At 64.8% G+C, this 26450-nt stretch carries 26 protein-coding genes; 12 read left to right on the top strand and 14 right to left on the bottom strand.

Going from position 1 to position 26450, the window contains the following annotated elements:
* Positions 1-4: 4 nt before the first annotated feature.
* Positions 5-2434 carry a TonB-dependent siderophore receptor gene (locus B4I46_RS02295; protein ID WP_058541902.1) on the top strand — a complete coding sequence of 810 codons (2430 nt, stop codon included), beginning with the start codon at positions 5-7 and terminating at the stop codon, positions 2432-2434.
* A 256-nt stretch (positions 2435-2690) separates the two neighbouring features.
* Here B4I46_RS02295 and B4I46_RS02290 read toward each other — a convergent pair whose 3' ends face one another.
* From B4I46_RS02290 to B4I46_RS02250, 9 genes are all read right to left on the bottom strand, one after another.
* Entirely contained in the window at positions 2691-3401 is a 711-nt protein-coding gene (locus tag B4I46_RS02290) for a LexA family transcriptional regulator (protein ID WP_043863927.1), read from the bottom strand.
* Positions 3402-3593: 192 nt separating this feature from the next.
* Complete coding sequence (gene ppa / locus B4I46_RS02285; protein ID WP_043863926.1) at positions 3594-4121, bottom strand: inorganic diphosphatase; 528 nt, start codon at positions 4119-4121, stop codon at positions 3594-3596.
* A gap of 91 nt (positions 4122-4212) precedes the next feature.
* Positions 4213-5028, bottom strand: a complete 816-nt coding sequence (locus tag B4I46_RS02280) for a zinc-dependent peptidase (protein WP_043863925.1) — start codon at positions 5026-5028, stop codon at positions 4213-4215.
* A 9-nt stretch (positions 5029-5037) separates the two neighbouring features.
* Positions 5038-5688, bottom strand: a complete 651-nt coding sequence (locus tag B4I46_RS02275; RefSeq protein ID WP_043863945.1) for a DedA family protein — start codon at positions 5686-5688, stop codon at positions 5038-5040.
* A 274-nt stretch (positions 5689-5962) separates the two neighbouring features.
* Entirely contained in the window at positions 5963-6421 is a 459-nt protein-coding gene (locus tag B4I46_RS02270; RefSeq protein WP_043863924.1) for a GNAT family N-acetyltransferase, read from the bottom strand.
* Positions 6422-6529: 108 nt separating this feature from the next.
* Positions 6530-7357 carry an ethanolamine ammonia-lyase subunit EutC gene (eutC, locus tag B4I46_RS02265; protein ID WP_054916334.1) on the bottom strand — a complete coding sequence of 276 codons (828 nt, stop codon included), beginning with the start codon at positions 7355-7357 and terminating at the stop codon, positions 6530-6532.
* 7 nt (positions 7358-7364) lie between these two features.
* The gene (locus B4I46_RS02260; protein WP_054916335.1) at positions 7365-8759 is read right to left on the bottom strand and encodes an ethanolamine ammonia-lyase subunit EutB; all 1395 of its coding nucleotides are present in this window, start codon (positions 8757-8759) and stop codon (positions 7365-7367) included.
* 46 nt (positions 8760-8805) lie between these two features.
* A complete protein-coding gene (gene eat, locus B4I46_RS02255; RefSeq protein WP_043863921.1) occupies positions 8806-10248 on the bottom strand; it encodes an ethanolamine permease in 1443 nt (480 codons plus the stop codon).
* A 175-nt stretch (positions 10249-10423) separates the two neighbouring features.
* On the bottom strand, positions 10424-11944 hold the full coding sequence (locus B4I46_RS02250; protein WP_043863920.1) for an aldehyde dehydrogenase family protein: 1521 nt from the start codon (positions 11942-11944) through the stop codon (positions 10424-10426).
* Between the two features lie 265 nt (positions 11945-12209).
* Between B4I46_RS02250 and B4I46_RS02245 the strand changes: the two genes are divergently transcribed.
* The 4 genes from B4I46_RS02245 to B4I46_RS02230 all read left to right on the top strand — a co-directional run bounded on the left by B4I46_RS02245 (position 12210) and on the right by B4I46_RS02230 (position 16457).
* Positions 12210-14129, top strand: coding sequence for a sigma-54-dependent Fis family transcriptional regulator (locus B4I46_RS02245; RefSeq protein ID WP_100634129.1), 1920 nt, complete (start codon positions 12210-12212; stop codon positions 14127-14129).
* A 65-nt stretch (positions 14130-14194) separates the two neighbouring features.
* Positions 14195-15544, top strand: coding sequence for a UDP-N-acetylmuramate:L-alanyl-gamma-D-glutamyl-meso-diaminopimelate ligase (gene mpl / locus B4I46_RS02240; protein ID WP_286898440.1), 1350 nt, complete (start codon positions 14195-14197; stop codon positions 15542-15544).
* Positions 15541-16170 (top strand): flavin prenyltransferase UbiX, encoded by a 630-nt coding sequence (ubiX, locus tag B4I46_RS02235; RefSeq protein WP_043863917.1) that lies wholly within the window; start codon positions 15541-15543, stop codon positions 16168-16170. Before mpl ends, ubiX begins: the two co-directional genes overlap by 4 nt.
* Positions 16167-16457: a YceK/YidQ family lipoprotein gene (locus B4I46_RS02230; RefSeq protein WP_043863916.1), complete on the top strand. Its 291-nt coding sequence runs from the start codon at positions 16167-16169 to the stop codon at positions 16455-16457. Before ubiX ends, B4I46_RS02230 begins: the two co-directional genes overlap by 4 nt.
* 90 nt (positions 16458-16547) lie before the next feature.
* On the opposite strand, the gene B4I46_RS02225 is transcribed toward B4I46_RS02230, so the two are convergent.
* From B4I46_RS02225 to B4I46_RS02215, 3 genes are all read right to left on the bottom strand, one after another.
* Entirely contained in the window at positions 16548-17189 is a 642-nt protein-coding gene (locus B4I46_RS02225; RefSeq protein WP_043863915.1) for an oxidoreductase, read from the bottom strand.
* Positions 17190-17215: 26 nt separating this feature from the next.
* Positions 17216-18937 carry a C13 family peptidase gene (locus B4I46_RS02220; RefSeq protein WP_286898437.1) on the bottom strand — a complete coding sequence of 574 codons (1722 nt, stop codon included), beginning with the start codon at positions 18935-18937 and terminating at the stop codon, positions 17216-17218.
* A gap of 87 nt (positions 18938-19024) precedes the next feature.
* Positions 19025-19480 (bottom strand): MaoC family dehydratase, encoded by a 456-nt coding sequence (locus B4I46_RS02215; RefSeq protein ID WP_043863913.1) that lies wholly within the window; start codon positions 19478-19480, stop codon positions 19025-19027.
* A 170-nt stretch (positions 19481-19650) separates the two neighbouring features.
* On the opposite strand from B4I46_RS02215, the gene B4I46_RS02210 reads away from it, so the two are divergent.
* The 3 genes from B4I46_RS02210 to B4I46_RS02200 are packed head-to-tail and all read left to right on the top strand — an operon-like array spanning position 19651 to position 21326.
* Positions 19651-20013, top strand: a complete 363-nt coding sequence (locus tag B4I46_RS02210) for a CidA/LrgA family protein (protein WP_043863912.1) — start codon at positions 19651-19653, stop codon at positions 20011-20013.
* A gap of 2 nt (positions 20014-20015) precedes the next feature.
* Positions 20016-20726 (top strand): LrgB family protein, encoded by a 711-nt coding sequence (locus B4I46_RS02205; protein ID WP_173925073.1) that lies wholly within the window; start codon positions 20016-20018, stop codon positions 20724-20726.
* A gap of 9 nt (positions 20727-20735) precedes the next feature.
* Positions 20736-21326: an LON peptidase substrate-binding domain-containing protein gene (locus B4I46_RS02200; protein ID WP_043863910.1), complete on the top strand. Its 591-nt coding sequence runs from the start codon at positions 20736-20738 to the stop codon at positions 21324-21326.
* Between the two features lie 3 nt (positions 21327-21329).
* On the opposite strand, the gene B4I46_RS02195 is transcribed toward B4I46_RS02200, so the two are convergent.
* Both B4I46_RS02195 and B4I46_RS02190 read right to left on the bottom strand, forming a co-directional pair.
* Complete coding sequence (locus B4I46_RS02195; protein WP_054916340.1) at positions 21330-22646, bottom strand: bifunctional DedA family/phosphatase PAP2 family protein; 1317 nt, start codon at positions 22644-22646, stop codon at positions 21330-21332.
* Positions 22647-22650: 4 nt separating this feature from the next.
* Entirely contained in the window at positions 22651-23343 is a 693-nt protein-coding gene (locus B4I46_RS02190; RefSeq protein ID WP_043863908.1) for a DNA-3-methyladenine glycosylase, read from the bottom strand.
* A gap of 190 nt (positions 23344-23533) precedes the next feature.
* Here B4I46_RS02190 and B4I46_RS02185 point away from each other — a divergent pair, with 190 nt between their 5' ends.
* Genes B4I46_RS02185 through rlmH form a run of 4 tightly spaced genes read left to right on the top strand, consistent with a single transcriptional unit; the run spans position 23534 to position 26441 of the window.
* The gene (locus B4I46_RS02185; RefSeq protein ID WP_043863907.1) at positions 23534-24805 is read left to right on the top strand and encodes a glutamate-5-semialdehyde dehydrogenase; all 1272 of its coding nucleotides are present in this window, start codon (positions 23534-23536) and stop codon (positions 24803-24805) included.
* Positions 24806-24807: 2 nt separating this feature from the next.
* Positions 24808-25494 (top strand): nicotinate-nucleotide adenylyltransferase, encoded by a 687-nt coding sequence (nadD, locus tag B4I46_RS02180; protein ID WP_043863906.1) that lies wholly within the window; start codon positions 24808-24810, stop codon positions 25492-25494.
* A 44-nt stretch (positions 25495-25538) separates the two neighbouring features.
* Positions 25539-25964 (top strand): ribosome silencing factor, encoded by a 426-nt coding sequence (rsfS, locus tag B4I46_RS02175; RefSeq protein ID WP_088514344.1) that lies wholly within the window; start codon positions 25539-25541, stop codon positions 25962-25964.
* 9 nt (positions 25965-25973) lie between these two features.
* Positions 25974-26441 (top strand): 23S rRNA (pseudouridine(1915)-N(3))-methyltransferase RlmH, encoded by a 468-nt coding sequence (gene rlmH / locus B4I46_RS02170; protein ID WP_010222895.1) that lies wholly within the window; start codon positions 25974-25976, stop codon positions 26439-26441.
* Positions 26442-26450: the final 9 nt, after the last annotated feature.

The raw sequence follows: 26450 nt of genomic DNA, 5'->3' as shown, positions 1-26450 counted from the left end.
TTTCATGCCCCAGCTTTGCTTCTCCCCCTCGATCTCATTGCCCCGCGCAGTGCGCCTGGCGATGTTCGGCCTGACGATGGCGAGTGTGCCGGGGGTGGTGCTGATGCCTGCTGCGGCTCACGCCCAGAGCCGTATCGCCTACCACATCGGCGCAGGCCCGCTGGGTAGCGCGCTGACCCAGTTCGGCGTGCAGGCGGGTGTGACGATTTCCTTCGATCCGCGGCAGATCCATGCGCTGACCACCCCGGGCCTTGATGGTGCCTATGGGGTCGATGAGGGGCTGGCGCTGCTGCTGTCCAACAGCGGCTTGCGCGCTCAGCGCCAGGCCAATGGTGGGTATCTGCTGGTCCAGGACGGTTCCTCGGACGCGGTCGTGCTCGGCGCCACCACCGTCAACGGGCAGGGCCTGGGCGCCACGACCGAGGGCACCGGTTCGTACACCACGGGTTCGACCAACACGGCGACCAAGCTCGCCCTGAGCCTGCGGGAAACACCGCAGTCGGTGACGGTGATCACCCGCAAGAGGATGGACGACCAGAACATCCAGAGCCTGGACGACATCGCGCGCACGGCGACCGGTATCACCCTCACCAAGATCGGCACTGATCGCTCCACCTATTACTCGCGCGGCTTCGAGATCAGCGACCTGCAATATGACGGCATTCCGACCAACATCTCGGAAAACTACTCCATGGACGTCATGTCCACCTCGAACATGGCCATCTATGACCGCGTCGAGGTCGTACGCGGCGCCAATGGCCTGATGCAGGGCACGGGCAACCCGTCGGCGGCGATCAACCTGGTACGCAAACGGCCGACCCAGGACTTTCGTCTGGGCGCGGAGCTGGGGGCAGGCTCCTGGGACAACTACCGTGGCCAGGTGGATGTTTCCGGGCCACTGACCCCTACGGGCAATGTTCGCGGCCGTGCAGTGGCCTACTACAACAACGCCAACAGCTATCGCGACGGCTCCGAGCGTGACAACCAGTTGCTGTACCTGGTGGGGGAGGCGGATCTGAACGATTCCACCGTACTGACGGTGGGCGCCACTCTCCAGAAAGACAACCAGAACGGCTATGACTGGGGCGGCTTGAACACTCGTCGTGACGGCTCCTTCTATCCGCTTTCGCGTTCCACCAACCTCAACGGCAAGTGGGCCCATCTGGATCGCAACAACTACACGCTGTTCAGCGACCTCACGCACACCTTCGACAACGAGTGGAAGTTGACCCTGGCCATGAATGCGATCTGGTCGGACGCCGACTTTCTCTCCGCGTACCCGAACCGGGTAGCGGGCGACAACTATCGCATGACCGTCTCCCAGGCCGATTACGAAGACACCCAGTTCGCCCTGGACCTCTATGCTACCGGGCCCTTCGAGCTGTTCGGGCGCAAGCATCAGTTGATGCTCGGGGCCAACACGCGCAAGGACGAGTTCGACGCGGTGATCAAGAGCGCCACCAACAACCCGACGATCGACATCACCGACTTCGACTACAGTGCCCTGCCCAGCCCGATCCTCAATGCTATCGGCGCAGACTACAACTACACCCGCAAGGAGCGCGGCCTGTATGGTGCCTCGCGCTTCAGCCTGACCGATGACCTGAGCCTGATCGTCGGTACGCGGGTGAGCTGGTCGGACTACAAGGTGGCCAGCCCCTATACCAATGACCAATACCGGGAGAATGGCCGGCTGGTGCCCTATGCCGGGCTGGTGCTGGACCTGGACAAGCACCACACCTGGTATGCCAGCTACACCGAGATCTACAAGACACAGAGTTACTACGGTGTCGGCAATACCTTGCTTGACCCGATCGAAGGCGAGAATTACGAAACCGGCATCAAGGGTGAATACTTCGATGGTCGGCTGAACACCTCGCTGGCAATCTTCCAGACGAGCTTGGAGAACATGCCCGAGGCGTTGCCGGTGTCGCCCACCTGTGGTGTGACGGGGACGAGCAAGTGCTATGAAACAGGCGCAAAAGTGCGTAACCGTGGCTTCGAACTGGAAGTGTCCGGCGAGCCGTTGGAGAACTGGAATGTCAGCGCTGGCTATACCTATAGCGATCCCGAATATGTGGCGGGCGCCAGCAAGGGTTCGGACTACTACCGCAAGATCCCGCGCCGCCTGCTCAAGGTGGCGACCGACTACCGCTTGCCCGGTGTCCTCGACCACTGGCGTGTGGGCGGCGATGTCTATGCACAGAGCCGCACTGCCGCCGACGTGACCGGGTACGACATCAAGCAGGGTGGCTACACCTTGCTCAACCTGCATGCGCACTATCAGATCAACCAACAGTTCAGCGTGCAGTACAACCTCAACAACGTTCTGGACAAGGTCTACTACCAGTCCTTGCCCACTTCCAACAACTTCGGCGGCCTGTACTACGGTGATCCACGCAATTTTGCGGTGACGCTGCGCTACCAATACTGATGCTTCAGGGGGTGGGGAGGGTTTTTCTGGGCATTAAAAAGCCGGCTTGTGGCCGGCTTCTCGGGGACAGTCTTGGCTGACTTTTGGTAAGCCGCAACCGCCTTCAAATCGTAATCCGGCGCTGGGGCCGGGGGTGGCGGGGGCAGTGTGTGCCGCGCCACGCCCTCAGGATGCAAGGCTGCAACCGGGGCTTGAGTGCGGCACAGCATACTGGGAATGGATCGCAATGCCCAGCAAAAAAACCGCTGCAACCGCTTTAGCGCGGGCGATCGTCCCGCAGGTGAGCCCACCAGAACACCCACCCCAGCACCTCCAGACCCTGGTTGCGGATTTGCGACAGGCTGTAGGTTTCGCTCGGAAATTCGTCACCGTCATGGCTGTGCAGACGCAATGCGCCATTGGCCCGTTCGCTCAAGGTGTGCACCCGCAAGCGCCCGTTGTGCAGCAGCGCGTATATCTCGCCCTCGATCACGCGGGTCAGGCTGCGGTCTATCGCCAAGGTCGCGCCGTACTGCAGCAAGGGGTTCATGTTGTAGTCGGGCATGCTCACGCAAAGCGCCTGCGCAGCATCGACCCCGAGGTTGTCCAGCGCACAGCGCGGCAAACGCAGGTGGCGGCCAGGGATTTCGGCAAACTGCCGGGGCTGCGCATGGTAGAAGGGCAGCAGCACGTCCTGCTCGCCATGCGCAGCGAACAGGCTGTGGTCCGGGGCCTGCTGCTCCTGCTCGCCACGGTTGCGACTGACCCGCGGCAGCGGGTTGTGGTGCTTGGGGCCCTCGCCGGTGCGTAGCCAGCGAGGGCGTACGCACAGCAGCTCGGCAATCTCGTCCAGACGCGCCATGGGCACGCCGCGCTGGAACCAGTTGTTCACATGCTGCGGCGTCACCCCGCGCTGGGCGGCAAAGTCGGAAGCGGTCAGGTTGCACTCGCGCAGGAGCGCTTTCAAACGATCACCAGATGTATTCATGGTGATTGAGTTTAGTGAGGGAAAAGAAGGGTTTATATAAACATTGGGTTGAAGTGTTTCGCGGGCAAAAGCGGGGGTATTACAGGGGGTTCTGTTGGTGTTGTAGGAATAATCGGACGCTGTTGGTTCAAGCAGCGAGCCGCAAATGCAAAAAAGCCCCGCAATCGCGGGGCTTTTCCTCAAGCGCAGTGCTTAGCCCTTGTAGGCTGCCACCGATTTGGTGATCTCGGCACGGGCCGCTTCTGCGTCACCCCAGCCGTCGATCTTGACCCACTTGCCTTTCTCCAGATCCTTGTAGTTCTCGAAGAAGTGCTTGATCTGCTCCAGCAGCAGTGCCGGCAGGTCGGTGTACTCTTTGACGTCGACGTACAGCTGCGACAGCTTGTCGTGCGGTACGGCGATGACCTTGGCGTCGCCGCCGCCGTCGTCGGTCATGTGCAGGATACCGACCGGGCGAGCACGGATCACCGAACCTGGGGCTACCGGGTACGGGGTCACCACCAGCACGTCCAGCGGATCACCGTCGTCAGCCAGGGTGTTGGGGATGAAGCCGTAGTTGGCCGGGTAGAACATCGGGGTGGCCATGAAGCGGTCCACGAACAGGCAATCGCTGTCCTTGTCGATCTCGTACTTGATCGGTGCGTGGTTGGCTGGAATCTCGATGGCGACGTAGATGTCGTTCGGCAGGTCTTTGCCAGCCGGAATCTTGCTGTAGCTCATTGGGCATTGCCCCCATGTTTGGCCAAAAATTGGTCGCGATTATAGGCACATTCCGTAACGCTTGCCACGCCCGGCCAGATGCCCGGCCTGGTCAATTAGTCGTGTGCTGGTAGTGCGGATGGCTACGTTGCAGCTGTTGCAGGCGGGCCAGTGGATCCTGGCGGTAGAACGCGCTCAGTTGCGCGTAAACCGCGGGGTAGGCCTGCATCAGCAGGTCCGGGGCACTGAAGAAGTATTCGCTGGTCACGGCGAAGAATTCGGCCGGGTTTTCCGCGGCGTAGGGGTCGATGGCCGTTTCGGCATCGGGGTTGCGGTCAAGCTGGCGGTTGAGATCGTCGTAGGCCTGCTGCATGGCCTGCGCCCAGTCCGCCACGCGCATGCTGTCATGCAGCGGCGGCAGGCCATTGGCATCGCCGTTGAGCATGTCGAGCTTGTGCGCCAGCTCGTGAATCACCAGGTTGTAGCCTTCCCAGCCACCGCTGGCCAGCACCCCGGGCCAGGCCAGGATCACCGGGCCCTGCTGCCAGGCCTCGCCACTGTGTTCGCCATCCCATTCATGCTCCACACCGCTGGCATCACGGTGGCGCTGGGGGCTGACGAAGTCATCGGGGTACAGCACGATTTCATGGAAGCCCTGGTACCAGTTCAGATCGCCCAGGTGCAGCAGCGGCAGTTGCGCCTGGGCCGCCAGGTGCAGGCGCTGCTCGGCATCGGCGTCGACGCCGGGCAGGGTGGTGAGGTGCTTTTGCTGCAGGAACAGGATGCAGGCTTCACGCAGCCAGTGATCTTCTTCGTCGCTGATGCCGTCGAGCATCGGCAGGCCCTCGCGTACCCGCTGCCACTGCTGCGGCTCGATCGGGTAGCGGGCCAGGGTACGACGGCGCCGCCAGGCGCTCAGGCTCCACATGTGCGCGGGTTACTGGGCCTTGGCCTGGCCACGGCCCATGCGGCTGCGCACCAGGCCGATGATCATCGGCACCAGCGACAGCAGGATGATCGCCACGATCATCAGCGACAGGTTGGACTTGATGAACGGCACGTTGCCGAAGAAGTAGCCCAGCGTCACCAGGCCGCACACCCACAGGATGGTGCCGGCGACGCTGAACATCAGAAAACGCGGATAGACCATTTTTGCCAGGCCCGCGACGAAAGGCGCGAAGGTGCGCAGGATCGGCAGGAAGCGCGCCAGGGTGACGGTCTTGCCGCCATGGCGTTCGTAGAAGTCGTGGGTCTGCTGCAGGTAGTCGCGGCGGAAGATCTTCGAGTCGGGGTTGCGGAACAGGCGTTCCCCGGCCGTTCGCCCGATCACGTAGTTGGTGCTGTCGCCCAGGATGGCTGCCGCCATCAGCAGGCCGCACAGCAGTACCGGGTCCATGCCGCCGCCGGCGGCCACGGCACCGGCGATGAACAGCAGCGAATCGCCCGGCAGGAACGGCATGACGACCAGGCCGGTCTCGCAGAAGATCACCAGGAACAGGATGGCGTAGATCCACGGACCGTAATTGTTGACCAGCAAATCGAGGTAGGTATCGAGATGCAGAATGAGGTCCAGCGGGTTGAAATCCATGTACGGCACCTTGTTCAAGACCCGGCTCTACGGGCATGCGAGGACTGGCAGTGCGAAGTGTGTAGCCGTTACCCGGGGTAAGGGTAAAATTTCACACAAATTGAAAGGCCGCATTATACGGGCATGGCGTGATTATGGCGGAGCAGTTTGTAGCGGCGGATTTCTGGGCCCCAGCGCAGCGGGGCTGCTATGCAGCCCATCGCCAGCAAGGCTGGCGCCTACATGGCCAGTGCGCAGACCTGTGGAAGCCGGCTTTGCTGACGAAGGATGCCCGTCAGTCGGAATGGATCGGGAGGATATAGCTCTTGAACTCGGTATCTGCCTTGAACCCCATCGACTCGTAGGTCTTCATTGCCACCTCGTTGTCGCTGCTGGTCGAGGCACGCAGGCGCACAGCGTTGGTGTCCTTGGCCAGTTTCTTCGCCTCGCGCATCAGGTTGTCGGCCACCAGCATGCGCCGCGAGTCTTCGGCCACATAGATGTCATTGAGTATCCATACGCGCTTGAGCGACAGCGACGAAAAGCTCGGGTACAGCTGACAGAAACCCATCAGCTTGTTGTCATCGTCGTCCGGCAGCGCCAGGTAGATGATCGACTCGTCGCGCTCCAGGCGTTTTTCCAGAAACGAGCGTGAAGAGTCCGGATAGGGCAATTGCCCATAGAACTCGCGGTATTTGACGAACAGAGGGGCGAGCAGATCCAGATGCTCAAGAGTTGCTTTGATAATTCGCATAAGCAGGCCTCGGGTCCATGGGGAGTGGCGGCGAACCTCGGGCAGCCGTCACCCCAGATGCTGCCTAAAGCGCGAAAAAAGCGCAATCCGCTAAAAAGTGGTCAGTTCTCAATCATTGCCGAGTAAGAAGTTTCCATTTTTAGGGGTGTCGGCGTCTGATTCCAGGGTCTGGACCTGGGCTTCATCCTTCAGGTTGACCCCCGAGAGCTGCCGACGGCAGGCCTCGCGCATCAGGTACAGCAGGCGGTGGGCGGCCATGCCGTAGCTCAGCCCCTCCAGGCGTACGTTGGAAATGCAGTTGCGGTAGGCGTCGGTGAGGCCGACCCTGGGGCTGTAGGTGAAATACAGGCCCAGGCTGTCGGGGGAGCTCAGGCCCGGACGTTCGCCGATCAGGATCACGGTCATTTTCGCGCCCAGCAATTCGCCGACTTCATCGGCCACCGCCACCCGGCCCTGCTCCACCAGCACCACCGGGGCGGTGGACCATCCCTCGGCATCGATGTGCTCCTGCAGACGGTTGAGAAACGGCAGCGTGTGCCGGTGCACCGCCAGGGCCGAGAGGCCGTCGGCCACGATGATCGCCAGGTCGACCCCGCCCGGGTTGGCCTGGGCGTGCTCGCGCAGTTGCCGGGCCGATTCCTCATGCAGGCGCCGCCCCAGGTCCGGGCGTTGCAGGTAGCTGTGGCGGTCGCTGGCGGCACTGTGCAAGAGAATGCTGTCGCGCCCGCGTTCGCTCAGCTGTTCGCGCAGGCCCGCATGGTCGAATGCCAGGTGCACGGCATCGCGGGCCTGGGCGTGGGCGCACTGGAAGTCCAGCTGTGCGCGGGTCGGCAGGCTGGTACCGGTGCGCCCCAGGGCGATGCGCGCCGGGGTCAGGCGGCGCAGGTCGAGCCAGGGGTTGTCGCTGTTGTCGTGCTGCGTGGGTTGCTTGTCCATGGCTCGCTTATCCCAGTTGCGCCAGCGCCTGGCGGAAGGCCGGTGGCAGGTTGTCGCCAAACCGCACCCGGCCATCGGCCTGGGTGAAGATGCCCATGCGCGCCAGCCACGCCTCGAACTCCGGGGCCGGTTTCAGGCCCAGGGTCTGGCGTGCGTACAGCGCGTCGTGGAACGAGGTGGTCTGGTAGTTGAGCATGATGTCGTCGGAGCCGGGGATGCCCATGATGAAGTTGATCCCGGCCACCCCCAGCAGCGTCAGCAGCGTGTCCATGTCGTCCTGGTCGGCCTCGGCATGGTTGGTGTAGCAGATATCGCAGCCCATCGGCACGCCCAGCAGCTTGCCGCAGAAGTGGTCTTCCAGGCCGGCGCGGATGATCTGCTTGCCGTTGTACAGGTACTCCGGGCCGATGAAGCCGACCACGGTGTTGACCAGAAACGGCTTGAAATGCCGTGCCACGGCATAGGCCCGGGTTTCGCAGGTCTGCTGGTCGACGCCATGGTGCGCGTTGGCCGACAGCGCGCTGCCCTGGCCGGTCTCGAAGTACATCAGGTTCTGCCCGAGGGTACCGCGGTTCAGGCTCAGGCCGGCGTCGTAGCCTTCCTGCAACAGGTTGAGGTTGATCCCGAAACTGGCATTGGCCGCCTCGGTGCCGGCAATGGACTGGAACACCAGGTCCAGCGGTACGCCGCGGTTGACGGCCTCGATCGAGGTGGTGACGTGGGTCAGCACACAGGCCTGGGTGGGGATGTCGTAGCGCTGGATGATCGCGTCGAGCATCTCCAGCAGGGCACAGATCGAGGCGATGCTGTCGGTGGCCGGGTTGATGCCGATCATGGCGTCGCCGTTGCCGTACAGCAGGCCGTCGAGAATGCTCGCGGCGATGCCGGCCGGCTCATCCGTGGGGTGGTTGGGCTGCAGGCGGGTGGACAGGCGCCCGCGCAGGCCCAGGGTGCCGCGAAAGCGCGTGACCACGCGGATCTTCTGCGCCACCAGCACCAGGTCCTGCACGCGCATGATCTTCGAGACCGCAGCGGCCATTTCCGGGGTCAGCCCCGGGGCCAGGGCGCGCAGGCTGTCTTCGTCGGCCTGCTCGCTCAGCAGCCAGTCGCGCAGCCCGCCCACGGTCAGGTGGCTGACGGCGGCAAAGGCCTGTTTGTCGTGGGTGTCGATGATCAGGCGGGTGACTTCGTCGTCTTCGTAAGGGATCAGCGCCTCGCTGAGGAAGTGACTGAGCGGGATATCGGCCAGCGCCATCTGCGCGGCCACCCGTTCGGCGTCGTTGCCGGCCGCCACCCCGGCGAGAAAGTCGCCGGAGCGGGCCGGGCTGGCCTTGGCCATGACGTCCTTGAGGCTGTCGAAGCGGTAGGTCTGGGTGCCCACCGTGTGTACAAAACTGCTCATACGCAATCTCCATGGCGCCGCAGGCCAGGCCTGCGGCGCGGGGCGGTCAGTGCAAGGCCTCTTCGGCCTTCTGGATCGCGGCAAACTCTTCCTCCGGCGTGCCGGCCACCAGGTGGTGTCGGCTATAGAAGGCAAAGTACGCAATCAGCACGCCATAGATGATCGCAGCGCCAATCACCACCCGCGGGTCGACCAGGAAACCTGCGACCACCGCCAGGCAGGCCAGCACCAGCGCCACGCCCGAGGTGAAGATGCCGCCCGGGGTCCGGTACGGACGCTCCATTTTGGGGCGTTTTATGCGCAGGGTGATGTGCGCGGCCATCATCAGTACATAGGACAGCGTAGCGCCGAATACCGCCACCAGAATCAGCAGGTCGCCCTGGCCGGTCAGCGACAGCGCAAAGCCGATGATGCCGGGGATGATCAGCGCCAGTACCGGAGCCTTGCTGCGGTTGGTCTGCGACAGCTTGCGCGGCAGGTAGCCGGCGCGCGACAGGGCGAAGATCTGCCGCGAGTAGGCGTAGATGATCGAGAAGAAGCTGGCGATCAGGCCAGCCAGGCCCACCAGGTTGACGAAGCCGCCCATCCAGGTCGAGCCGCCGTAGGCCTTGGCCAGCGCCTCCACCAGCGGGTTGCCCGAGCTTTTCAGTGCTTCGGCGCCGGCGCCGCCCGGGCCGATCACCAGGATCAGCAGCGCGAAGCTGAGCAGCACCAGCATCGCACCGATCAGGCCGCGGGGCAGGTCGCGCTTGGGATTCTTGGTTTCTTCGGCGGCCAGTGGCACGCCTTCGACCGCCAGGAAGAACCAGATGGCGTAGGGGATTGCCGCCCACACGCCGACGTAGCCGAACGGCAGGAAGCTGCTGGCGCCGGCTGCGTCGGTCTTGGCGATGTCGAACAGGTTGTTCGAATCGAAGTGCGGCACCATCGCGATCAGGAACACCGCCAGGGCAATCGCGGCCACGGCGGTGATGATGAACATCAGCTTGAGCGCTTCGCCCACGCCGAAAATGTGGATGCCGATGAAGATGATGTAGAACGCCAGGTAGATCACCCAGCCGCCGATGCCGAACAGCGATTCGCAGTACGCACCGATGAACACCGCGATGGCGGCGGGGGCGATGGCGTATTCGATGAGGATCGCGGTGCCGGTCAGAAACCCGCCCCAGGGCCCGAAGGCGCTGCGGGCGAAGCCGTAGCCACCGCCGGCGGTGGGGATCATCGAGGACAGTTCGGCCAGCGAAAAACACATGCACAGGTACATCGTGGCCATCAGCAGCGTGGCCAGGAACATGCCGCCCCAGCCACCCTGGGCCAGGCCGAAGTTCCACCCGGCGTAGTCGCCGGAGATCACGTAGGCGACGCCCAGACCCACCAGCAGGACCCAGCCTGCGGCACCTTTTTTCAGTTCACGTTGCTGGAAATACTCGGAACCGACCTTTTCGAAATCGACGGAAGCCGGCGCGTTGCCGGAATGATCGCTTGGCATGGGGATTCACCTGTTCTTTTTTTAGTCACCGGCGGGTGCCGGCCTGTGGTGATGGTCTTGCACGAAAGGGGCCAGAACAGCTGCAAGCTTCAAGCTGCAAGCCGCAAGAGAAGGCAAATCGCATGGGGTCTGCTTTTTCTTGCTGCTTGAAGCTTGCCGCTTGCAGCCGGGTTTCCTAGAAGAAGCCCAGTGGATTGATGTCGTAGCTCACCAGCAGGTTCTTGGTCTGCTGATAGTGGTCGAGCATCATCTTGTGGGTTTCACGACCCACGCCGGACTTCTTGTACCCGCCGAACGCGGCGTGCGCCGGGTACAGGTGGTAGCAGTTGGTCCATACGCGGCCAGCCTTGATGCCGCGGCCCATGCGATAGGCGCGGTTGATGTCGCGGGTCCATACACCGGCGCCCAGGCCGAATTCGGTGTCGTTGGCAATGGCCAGGGCCTCGGCTTCGTCCTTGAAGGTGGTGATGCTGACCACCGGGCCGAAGATCTCTTCCTGGAACACGCGCATCTTGTTGGTGCCCTTGAGCAGGGTCGGCTGGATGTAGTAACCGGTCGACAGGTTGCCCTCGAGTTTTTCCACCTTGCCGCCCGTGAGCAGTTCGGCGCCTTCCTTCTCGGCGATTTCTAGGTACGAAAGAATCTTGTCGAACTGCTGCTCGGAGGCCTGGGCGCCGACCATGGTGTCGGTGTCCAGCGGGTCGCCACGCTTGATCTGCTTGATCTTCTTCATCACCTCCTGCATGAACGCCGGGTAGATCGATTCCTGCACCAGTGCGCGCGACGGGCAGGTGCACACCTCGCCCTGGTTGAAGAACGCCAGCACCAGGCCTTCGGCGGCCTTCTCGATGAAGCTCTGCTCGGCCTGCATGATGTCTTCGAAGAAGATGTTCGGCGACTTGCCGCCCAGTTCCACGGTGCTGGGGATGATGTTCTCGGCAGCGCATTTCATGATGTGCGAACCCACCGGGGTGGAGCCGGTGAAGGCGATCTTGGCGATGCGCTTGCTGGTGGCCAGCGCTTCGCCGGCTTCACGGCCATAGCCCTGCACCACGTTGAGCACGCCCGGTGGCAGCAGGTCGCCGATCACTTCGAGCAGCACGCTGATGCCCAGCGGGGTCTGTTCGGCCGGCTTGAGCACCACGCAGTTGCCGGCGGCCAGGGCCGGGGCTAGCTTCCAGGCGGCCATCAGGATCGGGAAGTTCCACGGGATGATCTGCCCGACCACGCCCAGCGGTTCGTGGATGTGATAGGCCACGGTGTTGCCGTCGATTTCAGCGGCGCTGCCTTCCTGGGCGCGCAGGCAGCCGGCGAAGTAGCGAAAGTGATCGGCGGCCAGCGGGATGTCGGCGTTGAGGGTTTCGCGTACCGCCTTGCCGTTGTCCCAGGTTTCGGTGATGGCCAGCAGTTCGAGGTTCTGCTCGATGCGGTCGGCGATTTTCAGCAGGATCAGCGAGCGTGCCTGCACCGAGGTGGTGCCCCAGGCATCGGCGGCCGCATGGGCGGCGTCCAGCGCCTTGTCGATGTCTTCGGCACTGGAGCGTGGGAACTCGGCAATCGGCTGGCCGTTGACCGGCGAGGTGTTGGTGAAGTACTCGCCTTTGACCGGTGGCACGAACTCGCCGTTGATGTAGTTGCCGTAGCGGCTCTTGAAGGAAACGATCGCGCCGTCGGTACCGGGATGTGCGTAACGCATGGTGTGTCTCCTGGCTATTGTGCTTGTAGGGAGGATGTAGAGCGTAGTGCAAGGCACGGGCCACTGCCCGGTGGCCTAGTGAAATCAAGGGCTTGGCGCGGCGCGGAGGGCGCCCCGCAGGCGCTGTGTGCCAGCCCCGGCACAGCCTGGGTGACACTCTGTACCCGTTGTGGCACACAACGTGACCCGACGGTCCCGCCACCATTGCAATGCACTGGCGGCAGGAGGATGCTGGGTTCATCTCGTGTGCGGAGAACAATAAAAAGTGCAGAGCAATCATCTGAGCCGGCACGCCCGGCAAGTGCTCACCGTCACCCAGGGCAAGGCGTTGTTGCAGGGGCCGGGCAGCGACCCGTCGATCGCCCGTTCCTGGCTGCGTTGCTTGGAGGACTACCACCTCGACCCGGCCCAGAGCGTTGCGCCCACCGTGCTCGAGCACGGGCGGCTGCTGGAGAGCCGTGAGCGCCTGCAGCAGGTGCTGCAGATCGCCGGCAACGAGATGAACAGCCTGCACCAGCAACTCTGCGGCGCCGGGCACGCGGTTCTGCTGACCGATGCGCGCGGGGTGATCCTCAACTGCGTCACCGCACCCACCGAGCGGCGCATCTTCGAGCGCGCCGGGCTCTGGCTGGGCGCCGACTGGAGCGAGGCCTGCGAAGGCACCAACGGTATCGGCACCTGCCTGGTCGAGCGCCAGGCCCTGACCATTCACCAGGATGAACACTTTCGCGGGCGCCATACCGGGCTGACGTGCTCAGCCAGCCCGGTGTTCGATCCGCAGGGCGAGCTGCTGGCAGTGCTCGACGTGTCGTCGGCGCGCCCCGACATGTCGCGCCAGAGCCAGTTCCACACCATGGCGCTGGTCAACCTCTCGGCCAAGATGATCGAGAGCTGCTACTTCCTGCGCCATTTCGAAAACCACTGGCTGTTGCGCTTTCACCTGCAGGCCGAATCGGTCGGGCTGTTCAGCGAGGGGCTGCTGGCGTTCGATGGCGAGGGGCGTATCTGTGCGGTCAACCAGAGTGCGCTGAACCTGCTGGCAACGGCACGCGGTGGGCTGCTCGGCCAGCCAGTGGAGGCGTTTTTCGACTGCGCGCTGGATGAACTGCTCGGGCGTGCCACGGCGGCCGCCAGCACCAGCTGGCCGCTGCGTACCCGCGATGGCCGTGTGCTGTTCGCCAGCCTGCGCGGCCAGGCCCGTGCGGTGGCGCCACCGCTTGCACCGTCGGCCACCAGCACGCCAATGCCGGCACAACGCATCTGCCTGGTCGACCCGGCACTGCAACAGGATTTTCGGCGTGCGCTACGGGTGTTCGAGCGCGACGTGCCGCTGCTGCTCAACGGCGAAACCGGGTGCGGCAAGGAGGCCTTCGCCAAGGCCGTGCACCAGGCCAGCCAGCGCGCGGGCAAACCGTTCGTCGCGCTCAACTGTGCGTCGATCCCGGAGAGCCTGATCGAGAGCGAGCTGTTCGGCTATCGCGGCGGCAGCTTTACCGGGGCGCGCAAGGAGGGCATGCGCGGCAAGCTGCAACAGGCCGACGGCGGCACCTTGCTGCTGGACGAGATCGGCGACATGCCGCTGGCCCTGCAGACGCGCCTGCTGCGGGTGCTCGAGGAGCGCCAGGTGGTACCGATCGGCGGCGAGCCGCAGGCGGTGGATGTGCGCATCATCAGTGCCACCCACCGTGACCTACTGGGCCGGGTCGAGGCCGGCAGCTTTCGCGAAGACCTGTATTACCGCCTCAATGGCCTGGAGGTCGCCCTGCCGGCATTGCGTGAGCGCAGCGACAAGGCGCAGTTGCTCGACTTTGTCCTCGCCGAGGAAGCCGCGGGCCAACCTGTGCGGCTAGAGCCGTCGGCACGCCGGGCGCTGCTGGAATTTGCCTGGCCCGGCAACGTGCGCCAGTTGCGCAATGTGCTGCGTACCCTGGTGGCCCTGTGCGAGGATGGCCGCATCGCATTCGACGACCTGCCGCCGGTAGTGCGCCAGCCCCCGGCAGCGCTCGAGCCCAGGGTTGCCAGGCCGCAGGCCGAACACCCGCTGGACGACGCCGAGCGGGCCGCGCTGCTGCAGGCGCTGGAGCACAAGCGCTGGCACATGACCCAGGTAGCGGCGCAACTGGGGGTCAGCCGCAATACGCTGTACCGCAAGCTGCGCAAGCACGGGATTGCACGGGGCGCCTAGGCAAACTCAGGATGCGATTTTTCCCACCCTAAGCTACCCTGCCTCCACGTTTCGTGAGGTCGACCATGCACATTCATATTCTCGGTATCTGCGGTACTTTCATGGGCTCGCTGGCGGTGCTGGCCAAGGAGCTTGGCCACCGCGTCACCGGCTCCGACGCCAACGTCTATCCCCCCATGAGCACCCAGCTCCAGGCCCAGGGCATCGAGCTGCATCAAGGCTATGACGCCGCCCAGCTGGAGCCGGCCCCCGACCTGGTGGTGATCGGCAACGCACTGTCGCGGGGCAACCCGGCGGTGGAGTACGTGCTGAACAAGGGCCTGCCCTACGTGTCGGGCCCGCAGTGGCTGGCTGACCACGTGCTGCAGGGCCGCTGGGTACTGGCCGTGGCCGGCACCCACGGCAAGACCACCACCAGTAGCATGCTGGCCTGGGTGCTGGAGCATGCCGGGATGAGCCCCGGCTTTCTGATCGGCGGTGTGCCGCAGAACTTCTCGGTGTCGGCGCGCCTGGGCGCCACGCCGTTCTTCGTGGTCGAGGCCGACGAGTACGACAGCGCGTTCTTCGACAAGCGTTCCAAGTTCGTGCACTACCGTCCGCGCACCGCCATTTTGAACAACCTCGAGTTCGATCACGCAGACATCTTCCCTGATCTGGCTGCCATCGAGCGCCAGTTCCACCATCTGGTGCGCACCATCCCGAGCGAAGGCCTGGTCATTCACCCCACCACCGAGCCGGCCCTGCAGAAGGTGATCGAGATGGGCTGCTGGACCCCGGTGCAGACCACCGGCGCCGGTGGCCAGTGGCAGGTGAAACTGCTCAGCGCCGACGGTTCGCGCTTCGAAGTCAGTTTTGAAGGCCAAGGCCAGGGAGTGGTGGAGTGGGAGCTGACCGGCCAGCACAACGTGGCCAACGCCCTGGCCACCCTGGCCGCTGCCCGCCATGTGGGCGTGGTGCCGGCCATCGGGATTGCCGCCTTGAGCGCGTTCAAGAGCGTCAAGCGGCGCATGGAAAAGGTCGCTGAAGTCCAGGGCGTGACCATCTATGATGACTTTGCCCACCATCCGACCGCCATTGCCACCACCCTCGACGGGCTGCGCAAGCGCATCGGCGACGCTCCGTTGATCGCGGTGATCGAGCCGCGCTCCAACTCCATGAAGCTGGGCGCCCACCGTGATGGCCTGCCCCAGAGCGTGTGCGATGCCGACCAGGTGATCTGGTATGCACCGCCCAATCTGGGCTGGGACCTGGCCGCCACCGCCGCCGAGTGCACGGTGCCGTCGGTTGTCGCCGACAGTCTCGAGGCGATCATCGAGCGGGTCAAAAGCCAGGCGGCGCCGGGCACCCAGGTGGTGATCATGAGCAACGGCGGCTTTGGCGGGCTGCACGGCAAGCTGGCCGAGGCACTGCGATGAGCGGCCCGGAGCGCATCACGCTGGCCATGACCGGTGCCTCCGGGGCGCAGTACGGGTTGCGCCTGCTCGATTGCCTGGTGCGTGAAGACCGCGAGGTGCATTTTCTGATCTCCAAGGCTGCGCAACTGGTGATGTCGACCGAGACCGACGTGGTGTTGCCGGCCAAGCCGCAGTCGATCCAGGCGTTTCTGACCGAGTACACCGGCGCTGCGGCCGGGCAGATCCGGGTATACGGGCGCGAGGACTGGATGTCGCCGGTGGCCTCGGGCTCCGGGGCGCCGGCAGCGATGGTGGTGGTGCCCTGTTCCACCGGCACGCTGTCGGCAATCGCCACCGGGGCCTGCAACAACCTGATCGAGCGGGCCGCGGACGTGACCCTGAAGGAGCGTCGGCAGTTGATTCTGGTGCCGCGCGAGGCGCCTTTCTCGACCATCCACCTGGAGAACATGCTCAAGCTGTCGCAGATGGGCGCGGTGATATTGCCGGCCTCGCCGGGCTTCTATCACCAGCCGCAGACCATCGACGACCTGGTGGACTTTGTGGTGGCGCGGATTCTCAACCTGCTGGATGTTCCGCAGGACATGCTGCCGCGCTGGGGCGAGCACCATGTTGGCGGCGAGGAGTGAAGGCGCTGCTGGTGGCAGGCCTGGCGGTGCTGGCACTGAGCAGCGGCTGCGCCACGGTGCGCACGCTGGATGCGGCCAAGCCGGGGGCACCGGTGGTGTATTCGGGTACGCGGCTGGATCTGTATGCGCTGCAGGGCGGTTGCTGCCCTGAAGACCGTTTTGGCGCGCCGGCACCGGCGTACCCGGGGCTGGACCTGCCGGGCAGTGCACTGCTCGATACGGTGTTGCTGCCGTTGTCGGTGCTGACGGTGCTGGGGGTGGGGTTTCAGGCTACCGGCGGGTTGTAGCCAGCGGCCTCATCGCGGGTCGAGCCCGCTCCCACAAGGGGCTGAGCTGTCCTTGTTGGAGCGGGCTCGACCCGCGATGAGGCCTTTGAATTACTTACCCAATCTACGCAGTTCATCGGACTCCACGGTCCGGACCCCGTCCTGCTCTTCCAGCGCCAGGCGCCACAGCGCCCGCGCCAGTTGGCAGGCTTCGATGCCGCGGTACTTGCCCGGCAGCAGCCGCGACAACGGCCCGGCAAACTGTTCACCGAGCCGAGGCTCGATACGCTCGCCCAGCAGTACCGACGGCCGCGCGATGGTCAATTGCGGCCAGTCCTGCGCCATGAGTGCCTGTTCCATCTCGCCCTTGACCCGGTTGTAGAACACCGACGACTTGGGGTCGGCGCCAATCGCGCTGACCACCAGCAGGTGCCGTGCACCCATTTCCCGCGCCCGCTTGCTGAACGCTACCACCATGTCCAGGTCGACGGCGCGAAACGCCGTTTCCGAACCTGCCTGCTTGATGGTGGTGCCCAGGCAGCAGAAGGCGATGTCCACCCGGCCGCTCAACTGCGGCAGGAACACCGCCGGGTCGCCGACCGGGTTCTCCAGGTGCGGGTGTTCGGCCAGCGGCCGGCGCGTGGGGGCCAGCACACGGCTCACGGTCGGCTCGTTGAGCAGCCGATCCAGCAAATGCTCACCAGTCAGCCCGGTGGCTCCGGCAATCAGGATGTGCTGAGGCGTCAGGTACATGATGTCTCTCCCTTGATACAGTCAGCTTAGTGGCTGCTTGTATTTTCTGCTTGTGCCGCATCGGCACTTTGCAGTGCTTTTCGTGCCTGTTGCTGGCGCAGTTTCTGCCAGTGCTGCAGCACCCGTTGCGGCGCCCACAGCTGAGGTTCGGAAGCCTCGAAGCCATCGGCCTGCTCGCGCTGCTGCACCGTGGTCTTGGCCAGTTCGAAGGCCTGCTGCAGGTCGTCGGTCTGGTTCAGTGCCCGGGCGAACAGTGCTTCGCCGAAATAGGTGAAGTCGGCCTCTTCGGAGCAGCCGAATGACACCCGGTCGGCACGCGATGCGGTCATGATCAAGGTCTTGTCGTCCTTGAGTGAATCGATGTAACCCCCCGAGTAGCACGCAGAGATCACGATTATCTTGTCACGTTCCTTTAGTGGGGCAAGCGCGGCCGAGAGTTCATCGGCGGGCAGGTCGGCCAGTTGCAGGCGCGGCAGATCCAGCACCAGTTCATGTTCGTGGCTGCCGTGGCTGGTCAGGTAGATGAACACCAGGTCTTCGGGGCCGCTGCGCTCGGCCAGGGTGCGTGCGGCCCGCGCCAGGTTCTCGCGGGTGGCCAGGGGGCGGTCGGCCATGTGGTCGCGGTGGTTGACCAGGGCGACCTGGCCAGTGGCACCGAAACGGGTCTTGAGCATGTCGCTGACGTAGTCGGCCTCGCGCATGAACACGCTCTGGTTGCCATCGCCGGCCAGGGCCAGGCTGTACAGCTCGATTGCTGGGGTGGAGGCCGGTACCTGGGCCAGCGCCTTGTCGAGCAGGGTGCCCTGCTTGAGCAGGGCCAGCTCCAGGGGGTCGGGCAACAGGCGCCCGTGTTCGTCGCGCACGCGCAGGCCGTTGACCCAGTGGCCGCTTTCGACGCTGCCGTCGACCTGCGTCAGCCGGCCTTTGCCCTGGTAGGTGTCGTTTTCGAAACCGCCGACGTACAGGCTGCCGTCGGGCATTTGCAGACGGCCCTGGCCGGCGAAGCGCCAGTCGCGAAACTCGCCCTTGTAGTGGCTGGCGTCGCTGCCGAACAGCTCGCCCTTGCCGGTCAGCGAGCCGTCGCGGAACTGGCCGATCCAAACGTCGCCATCGGCGTTTTCGTAACGGCCGCGACCTTGCAGGTGGTTGTCCTTGAATTCGCCGATGTACTGGTCGCCTTCGGCGCTGTTGAAGGTGCCGCTGCCCTGCAACTGGCCGTCGACGAAGCGCCCGCTGAACTGGTTGCCACTGGCATCGCTGCGGATGCCTTCGCCGTGGGGTTTGCCCTTGGCGAACAGGCCCTGGTACTGGCTGCCGTCGGCCAGGGTCAGTTCGCCGGCGCCGTTGTACTGGTCGTCCTTGAACTGCCCGCGATACTGTACCTGGCCTTCCCTGAGGGTGCCTTCGCCGTCACGCCGGCCAAGCTTGAAGCCGCCGCTGTAGTGGCTGCCCGGGGTGGTCAGCTCGCCCTGGCCGTGAAACAGACCCTGCTGGAACTCGCCGCGGTACACCTCGCCATTGCTGCCGTGCCATTCGCCGCGGCCCTGCCACTGGCCCTGCTGGAAGTTGCCGGCATACCAGCTGCCGTTGGGGTAGTCGATGCGCCCCGGGCCCTGCAGCAGGCCATTGACCACGTCGCCACGGTAGCGGCCGCCATCGGGCAGGCGGGCATCGGGCGGTGACAGCGGTTCACCGTCGCCACAGGCGGCGAGCAGCAGGGTCAGGGCAAGGGGTACGAATGGGCGCATGGCGGGGTCCGGGCAAGTCAGGCCCCGAGTATGCCGCAGTTTGTCGCGGGTGAAACAGCCGCTGGCAGCTGTTTCACCTTGGGCGGGTCAGACGAAGCAGAGCGACAGCGGCTCGGCGATATAGGCGGGTTTGTCCTGGCCTTCGATTTCCAGGGTGGTGGTGGCCTTGAGCAGCCACTGGCCCGGTTTCTTCTCGATGGCCTCGCTCAGGTCGACCTTGAGACGAACCCGCGAACCGACCTTCACCGGCTGGATGAAGCGCACGCTGTCCAGGCCATAGTTGACGACCATCTTCAGCCCCTCGGGCAGCACGAGGATGTCTTCCATCAGCTTGGGAATCAGCGAAAGGGTGAGAAAACCGTGGGCAATGGTGCTGCCAAATGGCGTTTTTGCCGCCTTCACCGGGTCCACATGAATGAACTGGAAGTCGCCGGTAGCCTCGGCGAACAGGTTGATGCGCTCCTGGTCGATGGTCAGCCACTCGGAACGTCCCAGTTCCTTTCCAACGTACTGCGCCAGCTCTGCAACGGGTACATAGGGCATTGCGACTCTCCTGGTTGTCTTTGATTTTGTTGTGACTGCTACAGGTTCGACTGCTTAAGATCAGCACGCCGACCGGATGCGGTCAAGTCACCGTTGTTTCAGCGAATATCGGGGTATAGACCAGTCGTTAGCGTGCTTATAATGGCCGCCAGGCCTGAGGGAGAAGTGCAATGTTGTTGCGTGGTTTGACGTGGCTCGTGCTGTTCCAGTTGCTGGGGACGGCGATCAATCACCTGTTTCTGTCGATGCTGCCGGGGCCGATCATCGGGCTGGTGCTGTTGCTGGCGTACCTGATGCTGCGCGGCGAGGTCAGTGCGCCGTTGAGCGAGGCGGCCAGCAGCCTGCTGCGCTACCTGCCGTTGCTGCTGGTGCCGCCGGCAGTGGGTGTGATGGTGTACGCCGCCGACATTGCTGCCGACTTCTGGGCCATCGTCGGTTCGCTGGTGCTGTCGGTGCTGATCGCCCTGGCGTTCTGTGGCGTGCTCATGCAGAAGATGATTGCCCGTCAGGCCCGTCGTGAGGAAAAGCCATGAGCCTGGACTGGCACGGCGCCCTCGACGCGGTCATCCACCACCCGCTGTTCGGCATCGGTATCACCCTGGGGGCCTATCAGCTGGTGTTGGCGGCCTATGACAAGACCCGCTGGATCTTCCTGCAGCCGGTACTGGTATCGATGCTGGTGGTGATCGGTGTACTGGTGACGTGCGGCGTGTCCTACGCCGAGTACCGCAAGAGCACCGAAATCATGAACATCCTGCTGGGCCCGGCCACCGTGGCCCTGGCGGTCCCGCTCTACCTGAACCTGCGGCGTATTCGCCAGCTGTTGTGGCCGACCTTGACTACGCTGGTAATCGGCGGCCTGGTCGCGACCTGTGCCTGCCTGTTGCTGGGCTGGTGGTTCGGTGCCGAACACATGATCCTGATGACCATGGCGCCCAAGTCGGTGACTTCGCCGATTGCGATGCTGGTGGCCGAGCAGATCGGCGGGGTGGCGGCGCTGGCGGCAGTGTTCGTGCTGATCACCGGGGTGATCGGGGCGATCTTCGGCCCGGCCCTGCTGTCGGCCTGCGGGGTGAGCAGCCCGGAAGCCCGCGGCATGGCACTGGGCATCAGTGCGCACGCGGTGGGCACGGCGGTGGCGTTGGAGGAAAGCGAGGAAACCGGGGCCTTCGCGGCCCTGGGCATGAGCCTGATGGGAGTGGTCACGGCGGTGTTCCTGCCGTTGGCGGTCAGCCTGGTTGCCTGAGGATATTCGATGACATTGCCCCTGTTTCCACTCAATACCGTGCTGTTCCCCGGCTGCAAGCTCGACCTGCAGATCTTCGAGGCGCGTTACCTGGACATGATCGGCCGCTGCATGAAGCAGGGCGGCGGGTTCGGCGTGGTGTGCATCCTCGAAGGCGAGCAGGTGGGCAATGCCCCGTCGGGGTTCGCGACAATCGGCTGCGAGGCGTTGATACGCGACTTCCAGCAGCAGGACAACGGCCTGCTGGGCATTCGCGTCGAGGGTGTGCGGCGCTTCGATGTCGGCCCCTACGAGGTGCAGAAGGACCAACTGCTGCTGGCCGACGTGAACTGGCGCAGCGAACAGCCCGACGCCCCCCTGGAGGAGGACGATCACGACCTGCTGGCCTTGCTCGGCGCGCTGGGCGAGCACCCGATGGTGGCGGCACTGGACATGCCGGTCGAGGTCATCGGCCAGCAGGCACTGGCCAACCAGCTGGCCTACCTGCTGCCCTTCGAGGATGAAGACAAGCTCGACCTGCTGGCCATCGATTCGCCCCGCCAGCGCCTGGACGCGATCCAGGCGCTGCTCGAGCGGCTGCAGGGCGAGTTGTTCGCCTAGGTCTCAGTACTGGTAGCGCAGCAGGGCATGGGGCAAGGCATGCAGGGCGAAGAACGCCAGGGTGCCGGCGCAGGCCGGCAGGATCAGCCACCACACCTTGAGCGGCATGGCGCCGAGCGGCTCGCGGTGCTGCACCAGGCTCAGGCTGGCGGCGCACACGCAGCAGGCCAGCAGCGAGCCGGCGAGGATGTCGGTGGGCCAGTGTGCACCCAGGTAGACCCTGGACAGGGCAATCGACATCGCCGGCAGGCACCCCAGCAGAATCCAGGTCAGGCGCATGCGTGGCGGCTGGCCACGACCGGCCAGCACCGCCAGCGTCAGAAAGAACGCGAATGACGCCGAACTGTGGCCACTGGGCATGCTGTAGGAGGTCAGCGGGTCGCTGAGCACTTCGGGGCGCGCGCGGGCGAACAGCCACTTGAGTGTGCCGTTGGCCAGCGCCGTGCCCATCAGCGTGCAGGCGGCGAAGATCGCCGGGCGCCACTGCCGGCTCAGCAGCAGCAGGCCGGTGAGCACGCCGCCCACCACGAACTGCGTGCGGAAGTCGCCCAGGCGGGTGATCAGTACGATGGTGCCGTCCAGCGTGGCGCGGCGGTGTTCCTGCACCAGGGTCATCAGGCCCTGGTCGAAATCGTTCAGGTACGGCCAGCCGATGAACACCGCAGCCAGCATTACCAGGCTCAGGCCGGCGATCAGCCGTGTGCCGTAGCGCTTGCTGCGCAGGCTGGTGCTGATGCTCAGGCCGATCAATAGTGCGAGGCCGGCGGCGATGATGCCTGCTTCGGTCCAGAACCCTTCGGGCAGCGGCAGGCGCATGGCCGCGCCGGTGGCCCAGCCGGGCAGCAGGTAGGCCACCGCCCAGCCGGCACCTGCCAACAGGCTGACGGCGATGAAGCGTGGCAAGGGCATGTCGAACATGCCCGCCACCATCGGCAGCATCGGCCGCAGCGGGCCGATGAAGCGCCCCACCAGCAGGCTGGCGATGCCATAGCGCTGGAAGTAGCTCTCGGCGCTGCCGATCCATTCGGGGTGGTGGCGCAGCAGCGGCAGGCGCCGGATGTTCTGGTGGAAGCGCCGGCCCAGGGTGTAGGAAATCGCATCGCCCAGCAGCCCGCCCAGAAAGCCCAGCAGCAGGGTTTCGCTCAGGCCCAGTGCGCCGCTGCCGGCGAGAACCGCCACGGCGAACAGCAGGATGGTGCCGGGCACGATGAGCCCGGCGATGGCCAGGCATTCGACGCAGGCCACGATGAAGATTGCCAGGCCGAGCCATTGCGGGTTCGCGGTCAGCCAGCCGGTCAGGCTGTCGAGCCATGGGCCCATGGTGTCAGTTTCCTTGTGTCAGTAAGAAATAGTCGCGGCCTTCGACTTGCCCACGGCGCAGTGGGTTCCGGGTGCAGTGCGCGGCGAAGTCGGCGTCGACGAAACGGTAGGGCAGATGTTCGTCGCGCCCTTGGGGAATGCCCAGGCGTGTGGTCTGAATAATGTGTTTCACGGTTATGCCGCAGTCTTCGACGAACAGCCGCTCGGGGTCGAAGCGCTGGGCGTCCCAGTGCGGGACTTTCAGCCCCAGGGCCTTGCACAGCAGGGTCTGGCCGGCACACAGGCGCTGGTCGGCGCGCGGCTGGCCGCTGGCGTCGGGGTTGTTCAGCTGCATCTGCGCCAGGCTGTTGTGGTCGCTGACGGCATCCACCCAGGGGTAGGCCGACTTGATCAGCACCGCGTTGCCGGGGCCGTGGGCGCTGAAGTTGAGCGAATCGCCGCCACGGGCGTAGTACATGTAGATGTGGCCGCCATCGAGGAACAGGGCCTTGCGTTTTTCGGTGTAGCCCAGCGAGGCGTGGCTGCCCTTGTCGGTGACGTAATAGGCTTCGGTCTCGATGATGCGCGCCGACAGCCACAGCTCGCCCTGACGATGGCGGATTACCTTGCCGAGCAGGGCCTTGGCCAGGGTCTGGGCGTCGCGGTCGAAGAAGCTGTCGGGGAGGGCCCGGGGCGGGCAGGGGGCGAATTCGGTCATGGGCGCGATAATAGCAATTTATGGTCCGGGTCGGCGGCGGGGCTTTGCTGGAGCCGGCCTTGCCGGCGAAGGGACGCGCTACGGTACATCTTCATACACTGTTTTCGACCATCCGCCTGACACCGCTGGGCGTATACCTGCATGACAGTTATAATCAGCCGATTTTCCCCTCCGCCAAGACACTGAGCCCATGACTGAGTCCGTTCTTGACTACATGACCCGCCTGGGTCGCGCCGCCCGTGAGGCCGCGCGCGTGATTGCCCGCGCCAGCACCGCGCAGAAGAACCGCGCCCTGCACGCTGCCGCCAATGCCCTGGACGCCGCCCGCGCCGAGCTGGGTGCCGCCAACGAACTGGACCTGGCTGCCGGTCGCGCCAATGGTCTGGAGCCGGCCATGCTCGAGCGCCTGGCGCTGACCCCGGCCCGCATCGACGGCATGATCGTCGGCCTGCGCCAGGTGGCCAGCCTGCCGGACCCGGTCGGTGCCATCCGCGACATGAGCTATCGCCCCTCCGGCATCCAGGTCGGCAAGATGCGCGTACCGCTGGGCGTCATCGGCATCATCTACGAGTCGCGCCCCAACGTGACCATCGACGCTGCCAGCCTGTGCCTGAAGTCGGGCAACGCCACCATCCTGCGTGGCGGCTCCGAAGCCATTCATTCCAACCGTGCCATTGCCGCCTGCATCCAGCGCGGCCTGGCCGAGGCCGACCTGCCCGCGGCGGTGGTGCAGGTGGTCGAGGTTACCGACCGCGAGGCGGTGGGCGCGCTGATCAGCATGCCCGAGTACGTCGACGTGATCGTGCCCCGTGGCGGCAAGGGCCTGATCGAACGGGTCAGCCGCGACGCACGGGTACCGGTGATCAAGCACCTGGACGGCATCTGCCACGTGTACGTGGCCGAGCACGCCGAGCTGGACAAGGCCCAACGCATCGCCTTCAACGCCAAGACCTATCGCTACGGCATCTGCGGCGCCATGGAAACCCTGCTGGTCGACCAGTCGGTCGCCGCGGCGTTCCTGCCGGCGATGGCCAGCCAGTTTCGCGACAAGGGCGTGGAGCTGCGAGGCTGCGAGCGCACCCGGCAGATCATCGAGGCACTGCCGGCCAGCGAAGACGACTGGAGCACCGAGTACCTGGCGGCGATTCTGTCGATTCGCGTGGTCGATGGCCTGGATGCGGCCATCGAGCACATCAACCACTATGGTTCGCACCATACCGATTCGATCGTCACCGAACACCAGGGTCAGGCCCGGCGCTTTACCGCCGAGGTCGACTCCTCGTCCGTGATGATCAACACCCCGACGTGCTTTGCCGACGGCTTCGAGTACGGCCTGGGGGCCGAGATCGGCATTTCCACCGACAAGCTGCACGCACGCGGCCCGGTCGGCCTGGAAGGGCTGACCTGCGAGAAGTATGTGGTGATCGGTGACGGCCAGCTGCGCGGTCAGGAGTCGTTCTGACCTTGGCCGAGCACAGCCCGCTCGCCGTTGCTGCCACGCCGTCGCCCGCCCGGCGCATCGGCGTGCTCGGCGGCACGTTCGATCCGGTGCACATCGGTCACCTGCGCAGTGCGCTGGAGGTGGCCGAGGTGCTGACGCTGGACGAACTGCGCCTGATGCCCAATGCGCGCCCGCCGCACCGCGACATGCCGCAGGTGTCGGCGCAGGATCGCCTGGCCATGGTCGAGCGCGCGGTCGAGGGCGTGCCCCTGCTGAGCGTCGATGCGCGTGAGCTGGCCCGGGACAAGCCGTCCTACACCATCGATACGCTGGAGCTGATGCGCGCCGAAATGGCCGCTGACGACCAGTTGTTCCTGCTGCTGGGCTGGGACGCATTCTGCGGCCTGCCGAGCTGGCATCGCTGGGAAGAGTTGTTGCAACACTGTCATATCCTGGTGCTTCAGCGCCCGGATGCCGACGTCGAGTCGCCGGATGCCCTGCGCAACCTGCTGGCCGCACGTTCGGTGAGTGACCCGCAAGCCCTGCAGGGGCCGGCCGGGCACATAGCATTCGTCTGGCAGACACCCTTGTCGGTGTCGGCCACGCAGATCCGACAGCTGCTGGCCAGCGGCAAGTCGGTGCGGTTTCTGGTGCCGGACGCAGTACTGGCCTATATCGATGCGCACGGCCTGTACCGTGTGCCGAACTGAGTGCGCCAACGGCGCCTCATACCTACGAGTTGAATGAGTTTTATATGAGCAAGCAAGAAATGATTAAAGGCGAAGAGCTGGTCAAGGTCGCGGTAGCTGCCCTTGAAGACGTCAAGGCCCAGGACGTCCTGGTCATCGACGTTCGCGACAAGCAGAGCATCACCGACTACATGATCATCGCCACCGGTACCTCCAACCGCCAGATCAGCGCGATGCTGGACAAGGTCCGCCAGATGGTCAAGGAGAAGGGCGTTCGTCCGTTGGGCGAAGAAGGCAAGGGCGACAGCGACTGGGTGCTGCTGGACCTGGACGACGTCATCGTGCACATGATGACCGCCTCGGCCCGTCAGTTCTACGACCTGGAGCGCCTGTGGAAAGGTGCCGAGCAGAGCCGTGCCGCCGATGGCAAGCACCACAGCCCGGAGCACACCCACGAGCACTTCGCCAAGCTCAACAAAGACCAGGAATAAGGTAGCCCCGTGCGTCTGCGTCTGATCGCGGTCGGCTCGCGCATGCCCAAATGGGTCGAGGACGGCTGGCATGAATATGCCAAGCGCCTGCCTTCGGAGCTGTCCCTGGAGCTGGTGGAGATACCGCTCAACACGCGCGGCAAGAATGCCGACGTTGCCCGCCTGATCCGTCAGGAGGGCGAGGCCATGCTGGCCAAGGTCCAGCCGGGCGAGCGTATCGTCACCCTCGAGGTGCACGGCAAGCCGTGGAGCACCGAACAGCTGGCGGTCGAACTGGACCGCTGGCGCCTCGACTCGCGTACCGTCAACTTCATGGTCGGCGGCCCCGAAGGGCTGGCGCCGGAAGTCTGTGCGCGGGCCGAGCAGCGCTGGTCGCTGTCGCCGCTGACCTTGCCGCACCCGTTGGTAAGGATACTGATCGGCGAACAGCTGTACCGCGCCTGGACCGTGTTGTCCGGGCACCCTTACCACAAATAGTCGTAAGCC

This window comes from Pseudomonas sp. UBA7500 (assembly GCF_002478435.1).
Lineage (GTDB): Bacteria > Pseudomonadota > Gammaproteobacteria > Pseudomonadales > Pseudomonadaceae > Aquipseudomonas > Aquipseudomonas palmensis.
This window is presented reverse-complemented; position numbering and strand designations above follow the sequence as displayed.

Coding starts and splice junctions, on each gene's coding strand:
- B4I46_RS02270 (WP_043863924.1), bottom strand. CDS start 6,421: ATGCGAATTATCAAAGCAACTCTTGAGCATCTGGATCTGCTCGCCCCT.
- B4I46_RS02275 (WP_043863945.1), bottom strand. CDS start 5,688: ATGGATTTCAACCCGCTGGACCTCATTCTGCATCTCGATACCTACCTC.
- ppa (WP_043863926.1), bottom strand. CDS start 4,121: ATGAGCTACAGCAAGATTCCGGCTGGCAAAGACCTGCCGAACGACATC.
- rsfS (WP_088514344.1), top strand. CDS start 25,539: ATGAGCAAGCAAGAAATGATTAAAGGCGAAGAGCTGGTCAAGGTCGCG.
- B4I46_RS02295 (WP_058541902.1), top strand. CDS start 5: ATGCCCCAGCTTTGCTTCTCCCCCTCGATCTCATTGCCCCGCGCAGTG.
- B4I46_RS02210 (WP_043863912.1), top strand. CDS start 19,651: ATGTTGTTGCGTGGTTTGACGTGGCTCGTGCTGTTCCAGTTGCTGGGG.
- eat (WP_043863921.1), bottom strand. CDS start 10,248: ATGCCAAGCGATCATTCCGGCAACGCGCCGGCTTCCGTCGATTTCGAA.
- B4I46_RS02225 (WP_043863915.1), bottom strand. CDS start 17,189: ATGTACCTGACGCCTCAGCACATCCTGATTGCCGGAGCCACCGGGCTG.
- B4I46_RS02280 (WP_043863925.1), bottom strand. CDS start 5,028: ATGTGGAGCCTGAGCGCCTGGCGGCGCCGTCGTACCCTGGCCCGCTAC.
- B4I46_RS02195 (WP_054916340.1), bottom strand. CDS start 22,646: ATGGGCCCATGGCTCGACAGCCTGACCGGCTGGCTGACCGCGAACCCG.
- B4I46_RS02250 (WP_043863920.1), bottom strand. CDS start 11,944: ATGCGTTACGCACATCCCGGTACCGACGGCGCGATCGTTTCCTTCAAG.
- B4I46_RS02260 (WP_054916335.1), bottom strand. CDS start 8,759: ATGAGCAGTTTTGTACACACGGTGGGCACCCAGACCTACCGCTTCGAC.
- eutC (WP_054916334.1), bottom strand. CDS start 7,357: ATGGACAAGCAACCCACGCAGCACGACAACAGCGACAACCCCTGGCTC.
- B4I46_RS02200 (WP_043863910.1), top strand. CDS start 20,736: ATGACATTGCCCCTGTTTCCACTCAATACCGTGCTGTTCCCCGGCTGC.
- B4I46_RS02220 (WP_286898437.1), bottom strand. CDS start 18,937: ATGCGCCCATTCGTACCCCTTGCCCTGACCCTGCTGCTCGCCGCCTGT.
- ubiX (WP_043863917.1), top strand. CDS start 15,541: ATGAGCGGCCCGGAGCGCATCACGCTGGCCATGACCGGTGCCTCCGGG.
- B4I46_RS02215 (WP_043863913.1), bottom strand. CDS start 19,480: ATGCCCTATGTACCCGTTGCAGAGCTGGCGCAGTACGTTGGAAAGGAA.
- B4I46_RS02290 (WP_043863927.1), bottom strand. CDS start 3,401: ATGAATACATCTGGTGATCGTTTGAAAGCGCTCCTGCGCGAGTGCAAC.
- B4I46_RS02185 (WP_043863907.1), top strand. CDS start 23,534: ATGACTGAGTCCGTTCTTGACTACATGACCCGCCTGGGTCGCGCCGCC.
- B4I46_RS02190 (WP_043863908.1), bottom strand. CDS start 23,343: ATGACCGAATTCGCCCCCTGCCCGCCCCGGGCCCTCCCCGACAGCTTC.
- mpl (WP_286898440.1), top strand. CDS start 14,195: ATGCACATTCATATTCTCGGTATCTGCGGTACTTTCATGGGCTCGCTG.